This is a genomic window from Comamonas sp. 26 (assembly GCF_002754475.1).
Classification (GTDB): domain Bacteria; phylum Pseudomonadota; class Gammaproteobacteria; order Burkholderiales; family Burkholderiaceae_C; genus Comamonas.
On sequence record NZ_PEFL01000001.1, the window covers coordinates 1,105,426 to 1,124,951 of the forward strand.

Below are 19,526 nucleotides of genomic sequence, written 5' to 3' on the forward strand. Positions count from 1 at the left end.
ACCATGCAAGACTGGAACCCCGCGCTGTATCTGCGCTTTGCCAATGAGCGCACGCGCCCGGCAGCAGAGTTGCTGGCACGGGTGAATCTGGTCGAGCAAGCGGCTCGCAGCCTCCACATCGTGGATCTGGGCTGCGGGCCGGGTAACTCTACCGAGTTGCTAGCCGCACGCTTTGCCAATGCGAGCGTGCTCGGTATCGACAACTCTCAGGCCATGTTGGAGACTGCACGCAAGCAGTTGCCCACGGCCCGGTTTGAAGCAGGTGATATCGCCACCTGGACTTTGGCTGGCAATGAAGCGGCACCTGATCTGATCTACGCCAACGCCTCCCTGCAGTGGGTCGGAGAGCATGAAACCCTGATTCCCCGTCTGTTTTCGCTGTTAACGCCCGGTGGCGTGCTGGCGATCCAGATGCCTGACAACCGTCAGCAACCCTCGCACCGGCTGATGCGCGAAGTCGCGCAATTGCCGCAGTTTGCCCGGTACATCGGCGATGCAGACAAGGTGCGAACCGAAATTTTGCCTCTAGGGGCTTATTACGATTTACTGGCTGCGCCCGAGAATGAGGCAGCAAGCGTCGATGTGTGGCACACCATCTACCAGCACCCCATGGATTCGGCGGCGGCCATTGTGCAGTGGCTCAGCAGCACGGGCCTCAAGCCTTTTGTAGAAGGCCTGCCCGCCGCGTTGCAAGCAGAGTTTCTGGCTGAATACGAGCGCCGCATTGAGGCGGCCTACCCCCTGCGAGCCGACGGCAAGCGCCTGTTGGCTTTTCCTCGACTTTTCATAGTGGCGCAGCGCAAGTCATGACGAAAGAATTGGTTCACCCTGCTCAGGTCTTGCTGGACGCACAAGGCGGTGCTCAGCGTCTGCCTGTTTGTGATCACTACAGCGGCGTGGAAGTGCGCATGCGCAAAAGCCTGCAGTTGCAGGCAGAGATGATGCAAGAGTTCGGTACCTGCGTGTTTGACGTCACGCTGGACTGCGAGGACGGTGCCCCCGTGGGTCAGGAAGCGCAGCACGCAAAGCTGGTGGCCGAGCTGGCCAACGGCGCTGAGCATGGCGCGCGCGTCGCAGCGCGGGTACATGCGGTGGACCACGAGCACTTTCAGCAGGATATGGACATCATTGCTGGCAACGCCGCAGAGCGCCTGTGCCACATCATGATTCCCAAAGTCGAAAGTCTGGATGACGTGCTCCAGGCTGAAAAAGCCTTGCAGCGCGCTACAGGCAAGCGCGTACCGCTACATGTTTTGATTGAATCGCCTGCCGCAGTGCAGCAGGCCTTTGACATTGCCGCCCACCCGGCCGTGCAAAGCATCTCGTTCGGGCTGATGGACTTTGTCTCGGCCCACGGTGGTGCTATTCCGGCAGCGGCCATGACGGCGCAGGGCCAGTTTGAGCACCCCATGGTGGTGCGCGCCAAGCTGGAGATCGCCGCCGCTTGCCATGCCTACGGCAAAGTGCCGTCGCATTGCGTAGTGACTGAATTCAAGAATCCACAGGCTCTTGAGGCTTGTGCGCAAAAAGCGTCGCGCGAGTTGGGCTACACGCGCATGTGGAGCATTCACCCGGATCAGATTCGGCCCATCTTGCGCGCTTTTTCTCCTGCGGAAGACGAAGTAAAGCAAGCGGCACAGATTCTTACCGCTGCAGCAGTGCAGAATTGGGCGCCCATCAATTTTGGTGGTGTACTACACGACCGCGCCAGCTACCGCTATTTTTGGCAATTGCTTGAGCGCGCTCACCAGACGGGGCAGGCCTTGCCAGTTGAAGTTCAACCCTGGTTTGCCTCGCACTGACCCCCAAACGAACTCATAACAAGTCTGCAGGAGCTATTCCTATGAAGACCCTGATCGCTACTTTAATGATTGCAGCCCCTTTGCTTGCAATCAGCCACTCTGCTGTGGCCGAAACCGCAACCAAGGCCAAGACTGTGGCTACCAAGAAGGCTCCCGTTGCCAAAAAGGCTCCTGTTGCCAAGAAGGGCAAAGCCGCTGCTGCAGCAGCCGTTGCGGGCGGCGCTGCTGTGGTGGCCGCCGGCCCCGCTTCTGCTGCGTTGAGCACAGAAGATCTGGCCGTGGCCGAGCGTGTGCACAAAGGTCGTATCGCCTGCGAACTGGGTGCTTTTGTCAACGTGAACGCTGATACGGCCAACCCCGGCTACTTCATCGTGGACGGCCGTGGTTTCAAGTACCACATGGTCCCCGTGAAGACCTCGACCGGCACCGTGCGCCTGGAAGACAAGGCCGCTGGTGCGGTGTGGCTGCAGATCGCCAACAAGTCGATGCTGATGAACCAGAAAGCGGGTCAGCGCCTGGCTGACGAATGCATGAGCCCCGAGCAACAACAAGTCGCTGAAGCCATTCGCAAGAACCCACCTCCTAGCCTGCTGGACAACAAGTAAGTCCCGCGAGGCTGAGGGCTGACCTATCGCACATGTGTCAGCCCTGTAATTCGCGCTAACCGCGCAGCCTTTTTTAAAAACCATTGGAGAGACCCCCATGTTGAAAGCCTACCGTGACCATGTGGCAGAACGCGCCGCACTGGGCATCCCCCCGTTGCCTCTGGATGCCAAGCAGGTTGCTGACCTGATCGAGCTGATCAAGAACCCACCCGCTGGCGAAGAAGCATTCCTGATGGATTTGCTGACTCATCGCGTGCCGCCTGGTGTGGACGATGCAGCCAAGGTCAAGGCTTCCTTCCTGGCTGCCGTGGCTCACGGCGATATCAAGGTGGGTCTCATCTCCAAGGCCAAGGCCACCGAGCTGCTGGGCACCATGGTGGGCGGCTACAACGTTCACCCCCTGATCGAGCTGCTGGACGACGCGGAAGTCGCCGGTGTGGCTGCTGACGCTCTGAAGAAGACATTGCTGATGTTTGACTTCTTCAACGACGTCGCCACCAAAGCTAAGGCAGGTAACGCCAAGGCCCAGGAAGTGATGCAAAGCTGGGCGGATGCCGAATGGTTTACATCGCGCCCCAAGGTTGAAGAAAAAATTACCGTTACCGTCTTCAAGGTGCCCGGTGAGACCAATACCGACGATCTGTCGCCCGCTCCTGACGCATGGAGCCGTCCTGACATTCCTCTGCACTACCTGGCCATGCTCAAGAACACGCGTCCCGACGCGGCGTTCAAGCCCGAAGAAGACGGCAAGCGCGGCCCCATGCAGTTCATTGAAGACCTGAAGAAGAAGGGTAACCTCGTCTCCTACGTGGGTGACGTGGTCGGTACCGGTTCTTCGCGCAAGTCGGCCACCAACTCCATCATCTGGGGTACGGGCGTTGACATTCCTTTTGTGCCCAACAAGCGCTTCGGTGGCGTGACACTGGGTGGCAAGATCGCTCCCATTTTCTTCAACACACAAGAAGACTCCGGCGCTCTGCCTATCGAAGTGGACGTTTCCAAGCTGGAAATGGGTGACGTGATCGACGTGCTGCCCTACGCCGGAAAGATCGTCAAGAACGGTGAAACCGTTGCCGAATTTCAGCTCAAGAGCGATGTGCTGCTGGACGAAGTGCAAGCCGGTGGCCGTATCAACCTGATCATCGGCCGTTCGCTGACCGCCAAGGCGCGCGAAACTCTGGGTCTGCCCGCATCCACCGTGTTCCGCTTGCCTACAGCGCCTGCTGAAACCAAGGCTGGCTTCACACTGGCCCAGAAGATGGTCGGCCGCGCTTGTGGTCTGCCTGAAGGTCAAGGCGTGCGCCCCGGTACTTACTGCGAACCCCGCATGACCACCGTTGGCTCGCAAGATACCACCGGCCCTATGACCCGTGACGAGCTGAAGGACCTGGCTTGCCTGGGCTTCTCCGCCGACATGGTGATGCAATCCTTCTGCCACACAGCCGCTTACCCCAAGCCTGTGGACGTGAAGACGCACCGCGAACTGCCTTCGTTCATCTCCAACCGCGGCGGCGTGGCCCTGCGTCCTGGTGACGGCGTGATTCACAGCTGGCTCAACCGCCTGCTGCTGCCTGATACCGTTGGTACCGGCGGTGACTCGCACACCCGTTTCCCTATCGGTATCTCCTTCCCCGCAGGCTCCGGTCTGGTGGCCTTCGGTGCCGCTACCGGCGTGATGCCGCTGGACATGCCCGAATCGATTTTGGTTCGCTTCAAGGGCGAAATGCAGCCCGGCGTGACCCTGCGCGATCTGGTGCACGCGATTCCTCTGTATGGCATCAAGCAAGGTCTGCTGACCGTTGCCAAGGCTGGCAAGATCAACGAATTCTCGGGCCGTATCCTGGAAATCGAAGGCCTGCCTAACCTGAAGGTCGAGCAAGCGTTTGAGCTGTCCGATGCGTCTGCCGAGCGTTCTGCCGCTGGTTGCACGATCAAGCTGAACCCTGAGCCAATCAAGGAATACCTGACTTCGAACATTGTTCTGATGAAGAACATGATCGCCGACGGTTACTCTGACGCCAAGACGCTGCAGCGCCGCATCGAAAAGGTCGAAGCCTGGCTGGCCAACCCTGATCTGCTGTCTGCCGACAAGGATGCTGAGTACGCTCACGTCATTGAAATCGACATGGGCGACATCAAGGAACCTATCGTTTGCTGCCCTAACGATCCTGATGATGCCAAGACCCTGTCCGACGTGTCCGGTGTCAAGATCGACGAAGCCTTCATCGGTTCTTGCATGACCAACATCGGTCACTTCCGCGCCGCAGCCAAGCTGCTGGGCGGCCAGCGCGACATCCCTGTCAAGCTGTGGGTGGCTCCTCCCACCAAGATGGACCAGACCGAGCTGATCAAGGAAGGCCATTACGCCGCCTTCGGTACCGCCGGTGCGCGTACCGAAATGCCCGGCTGCTCGCTGTGCATGGGCAACCAGGCCCAAGTGCGCGAAGGTGCGACTGTCATCTCGACTTCGACTCGTAACTTCCCCAACCGTCTGGGCAAGAACACCAACGTGTACCTGGGATCGGCCGAGTTGGCCGCCATCGCGTCGCGTCTGGGCTACCTGCCTTCCAAGGAAGAGTACCTGAAGGAAATGGGCGTGATCGATGCCGACAAGGCATCTGTCTACCGCTACATGAACTTCAACGAAATCGCTGAGTACGCTGAAGTGGCTGCCAAGATCTAAGCCTCAGAAGCCAAGGCTTTCAAAGGCCTTGCTCCCAAAGCCCGCAGGATGAAAGTTCTGCGGGCTTTTGCTTTTTTACTCCGGCTGCGATGGCTGCTGCAAACCCGTCTGCGTTTCGGCATTGGCGATCCACGGCCAGAGTCGTAGTCTGACTCAGTCAAAAAAGTGAGCTGCAAGCGCCCGCCATTCAATAGGAGTAGGAGTGGTTTCATATCGAAATCCAGATTTGATAGGCGCTGCGAGCTATGTTTTTCGTTATACCAACCATGTCCTTCGGCGGATAACTTTGTCTGGGGCAACAGAGATAATTTCGAAGCTTTAAAATCCACGGCTGCGCCGCGCTGGCGCACTCTTCGCAACCATGGGTTCCCTCGCCCCCATAGACCAAAAAGGACTGTCATGACATCCGCTCATGCCGTGCAGACGCCATCGTCGCGCCTGCCGCTATACCTCTCGCTTCTGGTGGTGTTCCACATCGCCATCGTCATCGCCAGCAACTATCTGGTGCAACTGCCGATCACGCTGCTGGGCTTTCACAGCACCTGGGGTGCCTTCAGCTTTCCGTTCATCTTCCTGGCCACCGACCTGACCGTGCGTCTGATCGGTAAGGTGGAAGCACGGCGCGTCATCACACGGGCCATGTTGCCTGCGCTGCTGGTGTCCTATGTAGTGGGCGTGCTGTTCCATGACGGCCGCTTCAATGGCTGGGACACGCTGGAGTCCTTCAACAGCTTTGTGTTTCGCATCGCTCTGGCCAGCTTTGCTGCCTATGTGTTGGGCCAGTTGCTGGACATTCAGGTGTTCGACCGCATTCGTCAGAAAAGCCATGCCTGGTGGTTGGCGCCTGCCGCTGCCTCGGTGTTCGGTCAGCTGCTGGATACGGCAGCTTTCTTCTCGATTGCTTTCTGGAACAGCACCGATGCTTTCATGGCCGCCAACTGGATGGAAATCGCCATGGTCGATTACGTCATCAAGCTGGCTGTGAGTCTGCTGCTATTCGTTCCTGCCTATGGCGTGGTGCTGGCCACGATTGTGCGCAGCATGCGCATGCCGGCAGCGCCAGCGGCTGTTGCGCCCTGAGCAGGCGGCTTCACGCCGCGGCAATCCAAGCCCCTTCTCGAAGGGGCTTTTTTTCGCCTTGATGCGGTTGGCAATGAAAAAGGCCGCCTGATGACGGCAGCCTTTGAATCTTTAGTTGCGTTTTTGGCTTCAGGTCTGGCTTTGCAGATAGTTCTGCAGCCCAACCATATTGATCAGGCTTAGTTGCTTCTCCAGCCAGTAGGCATGGTCTTCCTCTGTATCGCGCAACTGGGTCAGCAGCATGTCGCGGCTCACATAGTCGCGGTGCTGTTCGCATAGCGCTATGCCTTGCTGCAGACCGGCGCGCACCTCGTACTCGGTAGCCAGGTCTTTGCTCAGCATCTCGGGAACGGTCTCGCCGGGCGTGAATTCCTTGGGGCGCATGTCGGGGTGGCCGCCCAGCATCAGGATGCGGCGCAGCAGTGCGTCGGCATGCTGGGTCTCTTCCTGCATCTCGTGATCCAGGCGCGTGAAGAGCTTGGTGAAGCCTTGGTCTTCATAGATGCGCGAGTGCGCGAAGTACTGGTCGCGCGCTGCGAGCTCGCCGCGCAGCAGGTCCTTCAGATAGTCGACGACAGCGGGGTGGCCTTGCATATTTGTTGTTCTCGTTGAGTTTGCGAAGCCTGAAGTATCTCGCGGCTGGCTTCAGCAAACCAGGATGGCTATCAATTCCCGAGCGCCAGCGCTCTGGATGCGGGCTGTAAGCAGGTGTATTCGCATTGACGAGCCAGGACGCCGGCTCTTTTCAGAGCCTTGCCACGGCCTGCTTCAGGCAGGTCAGCAGCGTCTGCACCAGCGGATTGGCGGGATCGCGGCGCCACATGGCCAGCATCTCGGACGAGGGGTGCGCTCCCTGCAGTGGGCGGAACACCAGGCGCGGCATACCCACGCGCTCCAGCGCAGCGGGCACCAGCGCCAGGCCCTGGCCCAGCGAAACCAGCGAAATCACCGACAGCCAGTGCCGCACCTCGTGGCGCACCTCGGGCGCAAAGCCGTGGGCCAGGCACATCTCGTAGATACGCTGGTGGTAGGCCGGCGAAACCATGGGGGAAAACAGGATCAGCCGGTCGTTCTTCAGTTCGGCCAGGTCAACGGCTTCGCAGGCCTGCAGAGCATGGTGCTCGGGCATGCAGACCACGAAAGCCTCTTCCATGATGAGCTGGCTGGCAATGCCTTCGGGCGGCTGTATGGAATGGACCAGGGCCATGTCCAGCCGCATCTGCTGCAGGTCGAGGATTTGTTCGGCGCTGTTGGCTTCCAGCATGTCCACACGTACTTGGGGATGCAGGAGCTGGAATTGCTCCAATGCCTGGGGCAGGCCGCGGTACAGGCTGGAGCCGACAAAGCCCAGGCGCAGATGGCCGCGCGTGCCCTGTGCCACGTCACGTGTTTCCTGCGCGGCCTGCTGGCTCAGGGCCAGCAGCTGGCGAGCCTTGCCCAGCAGATGTTCGCCTGCTGCCGTGAGCCGCACGCCCTTGCTGCTGCGTTCGAACAACTGGGCCTGCAGCTCTTGCTCGAGCTGCTTGATGGCCACGGACAGCGGGGGCTGAGAGATCGACAACCGCTGGGCCGCGCGGCTGAAGTGAAGCTCTTCGGCCAAGGTGACGAAGTAGTGCAGCAGCCGCAGTTCCATGGTGTTAATAATATTTAAAAAGTATTGATAAAGATTTTAATAATATTTGACGCGAATACACCAGGGTGCTGAAATTTACCGTAATTGATTCCAGCAGGAGACCTTCATGTCCGCCAATGACCAGCCTCAGATGCATGCCGTGACCCAGGCCGTCAACGCCCAGGCTCACCCGGTGCCCGACCGCCACGGTGCCAATTTCTATGCCACCGACGCCGAGCTGCAATCGCTGCTCAAGCTCTATCTGCCAGCCGATCTGCTGGCCCATCTGCAGCCGTACTTCCAGCGCATGGGCGAGCTGGCCGGTGGCCGCATCGACGAGCTGGCCGGCATTGCCGACAAGAACCCGCCCGAGCTGGAATACCGCACGCGCTCGGGCCAGGACCGCCAGCGCATCATCAAGCATCCGGCCTATGAAGAGCTGGAGCGAATTGCCTATGGAGAGTTCGGCCTGCAGGCCATGTCGCACCGCGACGACATGCTGGGCTGGCAGGGCAAGATGCCGCCGATCGTCAAATACGCACTGACCTATCTGTTCGTGCAGTCCGAGTTCGGTTTGTGCTGCCCGCTGTCCATGACCGATTCGCTGACCCGCACCTTGAAGAAGTTCGGCAGCAGTGAGCTGGTGGACAAATACCTGCCACAACTGCTGTCGCTGGACTGGGATGAACAGGCGCAAGGAGCCATGTTCATGACCGAGCAGGCGGCCGGCTCGGACATCTCCAACACCCAGACCATAGCCTATGCCCAGGCCGATGGCAGCTGGAGCCTGACGGGCGACAAATGGTTTTGCTCCAACCCCGATGCGGAATTTGCCATGGTGCTGGCGCGCGTGGATGGCGGGCCGCCCGGCATGAAGGGCATTTCGCTGTTTCTGCTGCCGCGGAGCCTGGACGACGGCAGCGACAACCATTACCGCATCGTTCGCTTGAAGGACAAGATGGGCACGCGCTCCATGGCCAGCGGCGAAATCCGCATGGACGATGCCCGTGCCTATCTGGTGGGCGAGCAGGGCCGGGGCTTTGTGCAGATGGCCGATATGGTCAACAACTCACGTCTGTCGAACGGCGTGCGTTCGGCCGGCATGATGCGCCGCGCCGTGGCCGAGGCCGAGTTCATCGCCCATGAGCGCATCGCCTTCGGCAAGCGCATTGAGGACATGCCACTGATGCAGCGCCAGCTCGACAAGCTACGCCTGCCGGCCGAACAGGCGCGCAGCATGGTGTTCCAGACAGCGCAGACGTTGATGCGCTCCGATGCCGGCGAGCCCGATGCCTATGCGCTGCTGCGCATTCTGACGCCCATGCTCAAATTCCGCGCCTGCCGCGATGCGCGCAAGGTCACGGGCGATGCCATGGAAGTGCGTGGCGGCTGCGGCTATATCGAGGAGTGGAGCGACCCGCGTCTGGTGCGCGATGCCCACCTGGGCTCCATCTGGGAAGGCACGAGCAATATCGTGGCCCTTGATGTGATTCGGGCCATCAAGCGCGAAGGTTCGCTGCCGGTGCTGCAAGCCTATTTGACGAAGCTGCTGGATGAGGCGCAGCTCAGCGCCGCTTACCGCCAGGCGCTGGAAGCAGCGCTGGCGCGGGCCGGCGCACTGGCAGAGAAAGCGGCAGAAGAGGGTGGCGATGTGCTGGCCCGCCAGGCGGCTACCGGCCTCTACAACTGCACCACGGCCATTGCCATGGCCTGGGAGGCGGGCCAGACCGGCTCGGCCGAGCGCCTGCGCCTGTCGCAGCTGGTGCTGCTGCACCGCGTGCTGTCGCGCGATCCGCTGGAGTCGGCCCAGCTGCCGGCGCAGTGGAATACATGATTTGAATGAAATACGGCTGCAGCGCAATATAGACAAGCGCTAGCAGCTATCAATTTTATAAGCCAACGTTTGATTGGCAGATTTACCAAGGAGACAAGCCATGAGTGTGAATCGTCGTCTGTTCGTGGGCGCTGGCGTGATGGCCGGTGCCGCCCTGAGTCTGGGAACTTCGCTGGGCGCCGTGGCGGCCGAGAAATTTCCCGAGCGCCCCATCATGTTTGTCGTGCCCTTTCCTCCGGGCGGGCCCACAGACGCCATGGCCCGCATTCTGGCCACCGAGCTGACCAAGGAACTGGGCCAGAGCGTGATCGTGGAAAACAAGGCCGGTGCCGGCGGCAATATCGGTGCCGATGCCGTGGCCCGCGCCAAGCCCGATGGCTACACACTGATGTTCGGCACCTCGGGCCCGCTGGCCATCAACAAGCCGCTGTACAAGTCCATCAATTACGACCCGCGCACCAGCTTCACGCCCATTATTTATGTGGGCTATCTGCCCAATGTGCTGGTGGTGCGCCCGGATCTGGGCGTGAGCAATGTCAAGGAGCTGATTGCGCTGGACAAGGCCAAGCCCGGCAAGCTCAACTTTGCTTCGTCCGGCAATGGGGCTTCCTCTCATCTGGCGGGGGTGCTGTTCAACGGCATGGCCGGTACCCAGTTGCAGCATGTGCCCTACAAGGGCACGGGCCCGGCGCTCAATGATTTGCTGGCAGGGCAGGTGGACATGGCCTTTACCGACATCCTCACGGCCATGCCTTATATCAAGGCAGGCAAGTTCAAGGCCCTGGGCATTGCCACGGCCAAGCATTCCAGCGCCATGCCGCAAATCCCCACCATCGCCGAGCAAGGCCTGCCGGCTTATGACGTGAGCGTGTTCTTTGGCGTGGTCGGCCCCAAGGGCATGGCTGCAGATCGGGTGGAGCTGCTGAACCGCGCCTATACCAAGGCCCTGGACTCCGAGAATGTCAAAAAAGCGTTTGCCGCCCAGGGGCTGGAGCGCGGTGCCGACACCAAGCCAGCCTATCTGGCAAGCCTGGTGAAAACCGAGGTCGACAAATGGACTGAGGTGGTGCAAAAGGCGGGCGTCAAGCTCGATTGATGAGCACATCGCGCCTTCGTCGGTTGACAGCGCTGGAGGCGGTCCCTCTGCCCGTCACTGCCCATGAGAGAGATCGCTGTGATCCATGGGCTTCACATCATGGATTGGATATGACAATTTCAAGCCCTCCCCATTTGCTGGCGCAGCTGCAGGCCACGGCAGCCGAGTTTGTGGATATTCGCCGCAGCATCCATGCCCATCCCGAGCTGGCCTTTGAGGAAAACCGTACCAGCAGTATCGTGGCCGAATGCCTGGAGCGCTGGGGCTATGCGGTGCATCGAGGCCTTGGCACGACCGGCGTGGTCGGCGTTCTGAAAAAAGGCCTGGGTGGAAAATCCTTGGGCATCCGGGCCGACATGGATGCTCTGCCCATTCATGAACGCACAGGGCTGGATTACGCCAGCCGCCTGCCGGGCAAGATGCATGCTTGCGGACATGACGGACATACCGCCATCTTGCTATGTGCGGCCCAATACCTTGCCGAACAGGCGGAGTTCAACGGAACGTTGAATCTGATCTTTCAGCCCGCCGAGGAAAACGAGGGCGGCGCCTTGCGCATGGTGGATGAGGGCCTGTTCGAGCAGTTTCCCTGCGATGAAATCTATGCGCTTCACAACGCGCCGGGTCTGCCGGTGGGCAAGATGGCCATCAGTCAGGGGCCGGCCATGGCCTCGTTTGATCGGGTCACCGTGACGCTGCGCGGGCGCAGCGCCCATGGAGCCATGCCGCACCACGGCATCGATAGCATGCAATGCGCGGCAAGCATTGTGCTCGGCTTGCAATCCATCATCACGCGGGAGATAGATGCCCAGCATGCGGCCGTCATCACGGTGGGGTCCATCCAGGCGGGCGAGGTCTTCAATATCGTGCCTGAAACTGCGGTACTCAAGATCGGGGTGCGGGCGCTGGACCCCGATGTGCGCAGCTGGGTGGAAAGGCGCATCAAGGCCTTTATCCAGGCCCAGGCAGAGAGCTATCAACTCGGTTGCGAGATCGCCTATGTGCACAAGTACCCGGTGCTCGTGAACTGCAGGGAGCAGACCGAGTATGCGCGCCAGGCGGCCATTCGCTTGCTGGGTACGGACAACGTGGGAGAGCGTACGCCCACGATGGGCAGTGAAGATTTTGCCTACATGCTGCAAAAGCGCCCGGGGGCTTACATCCGTCTCGGCAACGGAGTGGGCGAAGACGGCGGTTGCATGGTGCACAACCCGCTGTATGACTTCAACGACAAGGCCTTGCCTGTAGGCGCGGCCTTCTGGGTGCATCTGGCGCAAAGCTATCTGGCTTGAAGCGACACATCTGATACCTATAAAAGGAGACAACAGAAATGAACACCTATCACCGTCGCACCTTTTTGCAGCACACGGCAGCGCTTTCGAGTGCTGCCGCGCTCGTGGGCCGCAGTGCATGGGCTGCGGAATCTTTTCCCTCCAAGCCTTTGACCCTCATGGTTCCTTACCCCGCCGGCGGGGTCAGCGATGTGGCCGCGCGAATTTTTGCCGAGTCCATTGGGCGCAGCGTCAAGCAGCCGGTGATTGTGGAAAATCTCGGGGGAGGCACCGGTCTGATCGCCGCAAACAAGGTGCTCAACACGCCTGCCGATGGCTATATGTTCTTTCACGGCTCGGCCAATGAGGTGTTCCTGGCCCCGATGCTGAATGCGGCAGCGCGCTATAAGCCGAGTGACTTCATGCAAGTGGCGCCTACGACGGATGCCGCCATTGTGCTGATGGTGAGAGAGGGTCTGCCCGTCAGCAGCTATGACGGGTTTATCGACTATGCGCGCAGCCGCAAGGGTCAGCCTCTGACCTACGGGACAGTTGGCATTGACTCCATGTACAACCTCATGGGCGATGCGCTGGCCGCCAAGCTGCAGCTGCCGTTCCTGCATGTGCCCTACAAGGGGGCAGCCCCGGCCCTGCAGGATCTGGCCGGGGGGCAGGTGGACTTTGCCATCCTGCCCTACCAGGCCAGCTTTGAAGGCATGGCCAAGCAGGGGCGGCTGAAGATTTTGACCAGCTTCTCCAAAGCCTTGCCCAAGGACTTGAGCCATGTCCCTTTGATATCGCAGAGCAAATACAGCCCGGACTTCGAGTACACGGTCAGCGCCGGCTACTTCGTCAGAAAAAACACGCCGCCCGACCGGGTTGCCGTATTGCGCAGCGCCGTCGGCGAAGCATTGATGAATGCGGAAATCCGCAGCAAGCTGGAAGCAGAAGGCAAGCATGTTCGCCAGTCCACAGCCACGCAGGCGGAGTCCGACAAGAGCTTCAATCTGTTCCATCAGCGGCTGACTCTGTTGATCCAGAGCGTGGGCCGTAAGTCCTTGGCTTGAGCCATTGCTCGCCACGTAAAGCAGAGATTGTCGAGAATCGGTCGGGTGCGAAAGCGCCTACCTTGCCAGGAATTGAAAAATGCACAAACCCGCCACAATCCACCCAGGAGCCTTGCAAGGCGTCAAGGTTCTTGATCTGTCGCGCATCCTCGGGGGCCCGTTTTGCGGGCAGATACTGGGCGACCATGGTGCCGATGTGCTCAAGGTCGAGCCGCCACAGGGCGACGATACGCGCACCTGGGGCCCTCCATTTCAGGAGGGCGTGGCTTCCTATTACTTCGGACTAAACCGCAACAAGCGCAGCCAGTTTCTGGATTTGTCTGCCGCTGACGGGCAAGCGCGCGTGCGCGAGCTGATGGCCCAAGCCGATGTGGTGGTGGAGAACTTCAAGGTCGGCACCATGGAGAAATGGGGCATCGGCTACGAGCAGATGCATGCCGAGTTTCCTCACTTGATCTGGTGCCGTGTCACCGGCTTTGGCGCCGACGGTCCGCTGGGCAGTCTGCCAGGTTACGACGCAGCCATCCAGGCCATGGCTGGCATCATGAGCATCAACGGCGAAGCCGATGGCGAGCCCTTGCGCGTGGGTCTGCCGGTGGTGGACATGGTTACCGGCCTGAACGCGACGATAGGCGTGCTGCTGGCACTGCATGAGCGTGGACGCAGCGGCCAGGGGCAATTGGTGGATGCCTCGCTGTACGACTCCGGCCTGTCGCTGCTGCACCCGCATGCGGCCAACTGGTTCATGGGGGGCAAGGTGCCGCAGCGCTCGGGCAATGCCCATCCCAATATCTATCCCTATGACGCCTTGAATACCGGCGGTGCTCCCATTTTTCTGGCCGTGGGCAATGACCGGCAGTTCCGGCTGTTGTGCAGCCATGTGGGGCGTGAAGCGCTGGCGCAGGACGCACGCTTTGCCACGGCCGGCCAGCGATCGGTCAACCGGGTCGAACTCAAGACCTTGCTGGAAGAGGCTTTGCTGGTGTTCGATGGCGTGAGTCTGGCCGATGAGCTGATGGCCATCGGCGTGCCTGCGGCACCGGTTCTCAATGTGGCGCAGGCGCTGGAGCATCCGCATACCGAGCACCGGGAGATGATTGTCAGGATGGGGGACTATCAGGGACTTGGCGCACCGATCAAGCTCAGCCGCACGCCGGCCAGCTACCGGTTTGCACCTCTGAGTGAGGGCCGGGATTTTCTGACGGCTGGGACCCGCCCGGACGAGGGCCACAAGTCAGTCGCCTGATGGCGTGGTGATCGCAGGTCTTGCCGAGCCTGCCACCTGTTCCAAATGGAGGGCTCATGCTGCCCGGCGACACAGTGAAGGCAAGTGTGCAGTTCATGCACGAAGATGCAGCCGGTCAGCGTCTGACGCTTTATGGTTCTGTGTTGTCCAAGCAGGGGCAACGCTAGCACCCATGGCTTTTCAGTGGATCAGCGAGTAGGTGACACAGGGCTATATCCTCGGTGCCGACATTTCGCGCGAGCTTCTGCAGCTGTTGGTGGAGGTGGCTTATCAGCGACTGAGCTAGCACGATCGTCAGATTCTGTTCTCATTAGCGCTGCTTCGTGCGCTTTACAGAATTTGGCTTATGTGCTCTTTAATATATAGCATTGTGCGAAGGGTGAACGAGGGCTTGAAGCAGCGTTGTGTCTTGGGTTGCCGCGCTGATCTTGATCAGTTAAGTCTTCATGGGGCATGGACTCCCACACCGCAGTTGTCGTGAACTGTGCACAATGGACTGCACCAGAGTTATCCCCGTATTTTCTTCGATGGAGAGTCTCACGATGCGTCACGCCTATTCCCAAACCCTGAAGTCTTTCGAGACCGAAAGCGGCAAAAAAGGTCAGTTCTATTCCTTGCCCACCCTGGCCAAGCAGTTCCCTGAGATCAAGCGATTGCCGGTGTCGATCCGGATCGTTCTCGAATCGGTGCTGCGCAACTGCGACGGCGAGAAAATCACCGCAGCCCATGTCGAGCAACTGGCGCGCTGGCAGGCCAAACCCAAGAGCGAGCGGGTCGATGAAATTCCGTTTGTTGTCTCGCGCGTGGTGCTGCAGGACTTTACCGGCGTGCCCTTGCTGGCCGATCTGGCTGCCATGCGCAGCACAGCCGCCAAGCTGGGCAAGAAGCCCAAATCCATTGAGCCGCTGGTGCCTGTGGATCTGGTGGTTGATCACTCCATCATGGTCGATTACTTCGGCACCAAAAAGGCGCTGGACCTGAACATGAAGCTGGAGTTTCAGCGCAACCAGGAGCGCTACCAGTTCATGAAATGGGGCATGCAGGCCTTTGACACCTTTGGCGTGGTGCCGCCAGGGTTTGGCATCGTCCACCAGGTCAATCTCGAGTATCTGGCACGTGGTGTGCACAAGACCAAGGATGGCGTCTACTACCCCGATACGCTGGTCGGTACCGACAGTCACACCACCATGATCAACGGCATTGGTGTCGTGGCCTGGGGCGTGGGTGGTATCGAGGCCGAAGCGGCCATGCTGGGCCAGCCCGTGTATTTCCTCACGCCCGATGTCGTGGGTTTTGAGCTGACCGGCCAGTTGCGCGAAGGCGTGACGGCGACTGATCTGGTGCTCACGGTCACAGAAATCCTGCGCAAGGAAAAAGTCGTCGGCAAATTTGTCGAATTCTTTGGCGAAGGCACGCGCAGTCTCTCACTGCCCGACCGGGCCACGATTGGCAATATGGCGCCTGAATACGGCGCGACCATGGGATTCTTCCCCGTCGATGAAAAAACCATCGAGTACTTCAAGGGCACGGGTCGTACCAAGAGCGAAATTCAGGCCTTCGAGGCTTACTTCAAGGCTCAGAACCTGTTCGGCGTTCCCAAGGTGGGCGATATCGACTACTCGCATGTGGTCAAGCTGGATCTCGGCAAGGTCGCGCCTAGTCTGGCTGGCCCTAAGCGGCCACAGGACCGTATCGAGATCGGCAATGTGGCTGCTCAGTTCGATGAGCTGTTCAGCGCACCGGTTGCGCAAAATGGCTTCAACTTGCCCGCCGACCAACTGGCCCGCCGCCATCTTGTGCATCCCGATGGGCCAGAGGCCTTGCAGCCCGAGAGCAAGCCGATACCTGCCAATGCTGAGCGCAACAAAGTCGAGATGGTGAGCAACAAGCCAACGACCGATAAGGCCGAGGCCAGCGCTATCGCCGTTGATGCAAGCAGTGCGGTTGCCGCATCCGGCAAGAGCTTTGATATTGGCAGCGGCGATGTGCTGATTGCGGCCATTACCAGCTGTACTAATACCTCCAACCCCAGTGTCATGCTGGCGGCGGGCTTGCTGGCAAAAAAGGCGGTGGAGGCAGGGCTCAAGGTCAAGCCGCATATCAAAACCTCGCTGGCCCCCGGCTCGCGGTTGGTGACGCGCTACCTGACAGAGGCCGGTTTGCTGCCTTACCTGGAAAAGCTGGGCTTTGCCCTTGCCGGTTATGGCTGCACCACCTGCATTGGCAATGCCGGTGATTTGACGCCCGAGATCAATGCCTCCATCACGCAGAACAATCTGGTCTGCGCGGCCGTGCTCTCGGGCAACCGCAACTTTGAGGCGCGCATCCACCCCAATATCAAGGCCAATTTTCTGGCCAGCCCGCCGCTGGTGGTGGCTTACGCCATTGCGGGAACAGTGCGCAAGGACTTGATGACCGAGCCCGTGGGCAAAGGCAAGGGTGGCAAGGATGTGTACCTGGGTGACATCTGGCCCAGCAGCGAGGAGATTCAAGGTCTGCTCAAGTACGCCATGAACGGCAAGGCCTTCCGCAGCAACTATGAGCAGGTGGCCAGTGAGCCGGGCAAGCTCTGGGAAAAAATCAAGGGCGTGACGGGGGCCACTTACACATGGCCTGAGAGCACCTATATCGCAGAACCCCCATTCTTTGCCGATTTTGCTCTTGATTTGAAAGCACCCTCCACAGGTGCAGAAAGCGCTACGGGCCAAAAAGGCTCAAATCCATATATGGTGCATGGCGCACGTGTGATGGCCTTGTTTGGAGACTCCATCACCACCGACCATATCTCGCCTGCAGGCTCCATCAAGGAGACTTCGCCGGCAGGCAAATGGCTGCTGGCTCATGGTGTGCAAAAGGCTGATTTCAACAGCTATGGTTCACGACGCGGCAATCATGAGGTGATGATGCGCGGCACATTTGCCAATGTGCGCATCAAGAATCTGATGATTCCTGCGCAGTCCGATGGTGCACGCGAGGAGGGCGGTGTCACGCTCTACCGTGATGACCATGGCAAGGTGGAGAAGATGTCCATCTACGACGCAGCCATGAAGTACCAGTCTGCAGGCCGTGCCACCATAGTGCTGGCGGGCGAAGAATACGGCACAGGTTCCAGCCGCGACTGGGCGGCCAAGGGTACGCAGTTGCTGGGCATCAAGGCCGTGGTGGCACGCAGCTTTGAGCGCATCCATCGCTCCAACCTAGTCGGCATGGGCGTGCTGCCGCTGCAGTTCAAGGGCAATGACAGCTGGCAAAGTCTGGGGCTGACAGGTGAGGAGTTCATTGATGTGATTCCCGCTGCAGACCTGGCTCCGCAAAGCGATGCGCAATTGATCATCACCAAGCCTGATGGCAGCAAGAAAACGGTCACCGTCAAACTGCGCATCGATACGCCTATCGAGGTGGACTACTACCGTCACGGCGGCATCCTGCCCTATGTGCTCAGGCAGTTGCTGAGCTGAGGCGGCTGAAAAGCAAAAGGCCTGCTCGATTGCGCGGCAGGCCTTTTTTACGTCCTGGACTAGGCTATTTCATGGAATGCAGGCCGAACATATTGCCCTCGGTGTCGGTCGCAAGGGCAATAAAGCCATAAGGGCCGATAGAGACTTTCTCGCGCTGAAGGCTGCCGCCATGTTTCGCCACACGGGCGGCCTGCTCGGCACAGTCTTCGCAGACAAAGTAGATCATGGTGCCGCCGCTGCCGCCCCCGGTTGGGCAGCCAGGCATGTGGACCAGCGCGCCGGTCGCGCCGGCTTGGTCGGGCTGACCCGGAAAAGCCCACATCTCCATATCCGGATGCTCGCCGCCCTCGGGCATGGGCAGTGCCTGCAGCTGGTGGCCGAGAACGGCCTCATAGAAGGTCTTGGCACGCTGCATGTCTTGAACATAGATCTCGAACCAGCCTACGGGATTCATTGCCATCACGAACTCCTTGCTTGCGCGTTGGTGGAGTTGCGATGCTGAGGTGCTTGGCGGCGTGATGCAAGCGGACGAGGCCTCGAATGTCCGGACCGCGTCAGTTGTCGCTGGGTGGGAGCATCGAGGATGCTTGGTCTGCCCAAGATGAACTCTCAGGACAATCGGCTTTTAGCCAGTTTTCTGGCCTTGCGGCGCTGCCACCATAGCCAGACGCCGCTGAGGCCCAGCCCAGCCAGCACCAGGCCGGTCAGGCCGTTGATGATCTCCAGCAGCACTCCGCCCAGCTCGCCCGTATGCAGCGGATAGGCAATGGCCACCGCTGCAGCGCCGGGGTCCAGCTCATGCCAGCGCTGCACGGCTAGGACGGAACCGGTGCGTGGGTCCAGCCACACCGAGCTGATGCCATTGGGGTGCGGCTCGTCGGGGGCGCGAAAACGGATGCGCATGGCTTGCTTGGGATCGGTGGTCTTGGCCGCGATCTGCACAAAACTGGCCTGACCATCGGGCATGGCAGCGCGTGCGCTGGCCAGCATGGCATCCAGGCTGGGCGCAGCGGGCAATGCATCTGCGGAAAGCGGCGGCAGCTTGGGGGCTTTGACTGCTTTGGAGCTGCTAATCATATTGAGCACATCGCCCAGCGGCCGCCAGGCCATATAGGCACCGGTGACGACCAAGACGGCAATCAGCAAGCCCATGAGCACACCGCCGATGCGGTGCAGATCGAACAGGGCGCGCATCAGATTTTTGTTCAGTTCGATGCGCCAGTTGCCAGGCCAGCGCTTTGGCCACCAGAGAATGATGCCGGTCAGTAGCAGCAATACATAGGCCAGTGCCGTCCAGGCGAGGAGGGCTTTGCCGTTGGCGTCCAGCAGCAGGGTGCTGTGCAACTTGAACAAGATGTTGACAAAGCCCTCTGTCTCGCCGCGGCGGCCTTGCTCTTGTCCAGATTCAGGGTTCAGGTAGACGGTGCCGCGCCAGCTGTGCGACTCCACCCTGAGCCAGAGGCTGTCGCCAGCTTCCTGGGGCAGTTTGAAGCGAAAGCTCGCCTTGTCGCCGAACTCCTGGCGCGCCTGCTCCAGTATCGGTGTCAGCGCCGCGGCAGGCGTAGCTGCTGGAGCTTTGAATAGCTGGGGATGTGCCAGGCGATCGAGTGGCTGGGCGGCGATGAGCACGGCCCCCGTGAGCCCGGCCAGAATCAGAATCCAGCCCAGGCTCAGAGCAAACCAGCGATGCAGCCGCAGCCACAGAGAACGTAGCGAAGTCATGGAGTCAGAGGTCGTCGCGCGCCATGCAATTCAGCCGCGAGGGCTGGATG

At 60.1% G+C, this 19,526-nt stretch carries 15 protein-coding genes; 11 read left to right on the forward strand and 4 right to left on the reverse strand.

Annotation, left to right across the window (positions count from 1 at the left end):
* The first annotated feature begins 3 nt into the window (after positions 1-3).
* The 5 genes from tam to CLU84_RS05095 all read left to right on the forward strand — a co-directional run bounded on the left by tam (position 4) and on the right by CLU84_RS05095 (position 6,170).
* On the forward strand, positions 4-810 hold the full coding sequence (gene tam, locus CLU84_RS05075) for a trans-aconitate 2-methyltransferase (protein WP_099736242.1): 807 nt from the start codon (positions 4-6) through the stop codon (positions 808-810).
* The gene (locus CLU84_RS05080; RefSeq protein WP_099736243.1) at positions 807-1,802 is read left to right on the forward strand and encodes a CoA ester lyase; all 996 of its coding nucleotides are present in this window, start codon (positions 807-809) and stop codon (positions 1,800-1,802) included. The genes tam and CLU84_RS05080 overlap by 4 nt, the downstream gene beginning before the upstream one ends.
* A 41-nt stretch (positions 1,803-1,843) precedes the next feature.
* A complete protein-coding gene (locus CLU84_RS05085) occupies positions 1,844-2,407 on the forward strand; it encodes a hypothetical protein (protein ID WP_099736245.1) in 564 nt (187 codons plus the stop codon).
* Positions 2,408-2,504: 97 nt separating this feature from the next.
* Positions 2,505-5,090, forward strand: a complete 2,586-nt coding sequence (acnB, locus tag CLU84_RS05090) for a bifunctional aconitate hydratase 2/2-methylisocitrate dehydratase (protein ID WP_099736246.1) — start codon at positions 2,505-2,507, stop codon at positions 5,088-5,090.
* 399 nt (positions 5,091-5,489) lie between these two features.
* Entirely contained in the window at positions 5,490-6,170 is a 681-nt protein-coding gene (locus CLU84_RS05095; protein ID WP_099736247.1) for a 7-cyano-7-deazaguanine/7-aminomethyl-7-deazaguanine transporter, read from the forward strand.
* Between the two features lie 129 nt (positions 6,171-6,299).
* Here CLU84_RS05095 and bfr read toward each other — a convergent pair whose 3' ends face one another.
* Positions 6,300-6,764 (reverse strand): bacterioferritin, encoded by a 465-nt coding sequence (gene bfr, locus CLU84_RS05100; protein WP_099736248.1) that lies wholly within the window; start codon positions 6,762-6,764, stop codon positions 6,300-6,302.
* Between the two features lie 151 nt (positions 6,765-6,915).
* Positions 6,916-7,803 (reverse strand): LysR family transcriptional regulator, encoded by an 888-nt coding sequence (locus CLU84_RS05105; protein WP_099736249.1) that lies wholly within the window; start codon positions 7,801-7,803, stop codon positions 6,916-6,918.
* 106 nt (positions 7,804-7,909) lie between these two features.
* Between CLU84_RS05105 and CLU84_RS05110 the strand changes: the two genes are divergently transcribed.
* From CLU84_RS05110 to CLU84_RS05140, 6 genes are all read left to right on the forward strand, one after another.
* The gene (locus CLU84_RS05110; RefSeq protein WP_099736251.1) at positions 7,910-9,616 is read left to right on the forward strand and encodes an acyl-CoA dehydrogenase family protein; all 1,707 of its coding nucleotides are present in this window, start codon (positions 7,910-7,912) and stop codon (positions 9,614-9,616) included.
* A gap of 139 nt (positions 9,617-9,755) precedes the next feature.
* Positions 9,756-10,712, forward strand: coding sequence for a tripartite tricarboxylate transporter substrate binding protein (locus CLU84_RS05115; RefSeq protein ID WP_233210076.1), 957 nt, complete (start codon positions 9,756-9,758; stop codon positions 10,710-10,712).
* Positions 10,713-10,822: 110 nt separating this feature from the next.
* A complete protein-coding gene (locus CLU84_RS05120; protein WP_099736255.1) occupies positions 10,823-12,004 on the forward strand; it encodes a M20 aminoacylase family protein in 1,182 nt (393 codons plus the stop codon).
* A 38-nt stretch (positions 12,005-12,042) separates the two neighbouring features.
* Positions 12,043-13,050 (forward strand): tripartite tricarboxylate transporter substrate binding protein, encoded by a 1,008-nt coding sequence (locus CLU84_RS05125; protein WP_099736256.1) that lies wholly within the window; start codon positions 12,043-12,045, stop codon positions 13,048-13,050.
* Between the two features lie 79 nt (positions 13,051-13,129).
* Positions 13,130-14,296, forward strand: a complete 1,167-nt coding sequence (locus CLU84_RS05130) for a CaiB/BaiF CoA-transferase family protein (protein ID WP_099736257.1) — start codon at positions 13,130-13,132, stop codon at positions 14,294-14,296.
* A 542-nt stretch (positions 14,297-14,838) separates the two neighbouring features.
* Positions 14,839-17,754, forward strand: coding sequence for an aconitate hydratase (locus tag CLU84_RS05140; RefSeq protein ID WP_099736258.1), 2,916 nt, complete (start codon positions 14,839-14,841; stop codon positions 17,752-17,754).
* Between the two features lie 64 nt (positions 17,755-17,818).
* On the opposite strand, the gene CLU84_RS05145 is transcribed toward CLU84_RS05140, so the two are convergent.
* Both CLU84_RS05145 and CLU84_RS05150 read right to left on the reverse strand, forming a co-directional pair.
* Positions 17,819-18,214 (reverse strand): VOC family protein, encoded by a 396-nt coding sequence (locus CLU84_RS05145; protein WP_099736260.1) that lies wholly within the window; start codon positions 18,212-18,214, stop codon positions 17,819-17,821.
* A gap of 149 nt (positions 18,215-18,363) precedes the next feature.
* A complete protein-coding gene (locus CLU84_RS05150; protein ID WP_099736262.1) occupies positions 18,364-19,476 on the reverse strand; it encodes a PepSY domain-containing protein in 1,113 nt (370 codons plus the stop codon).
* Positions 19,477-19,526: the final 50 nt, after the last annotated feature.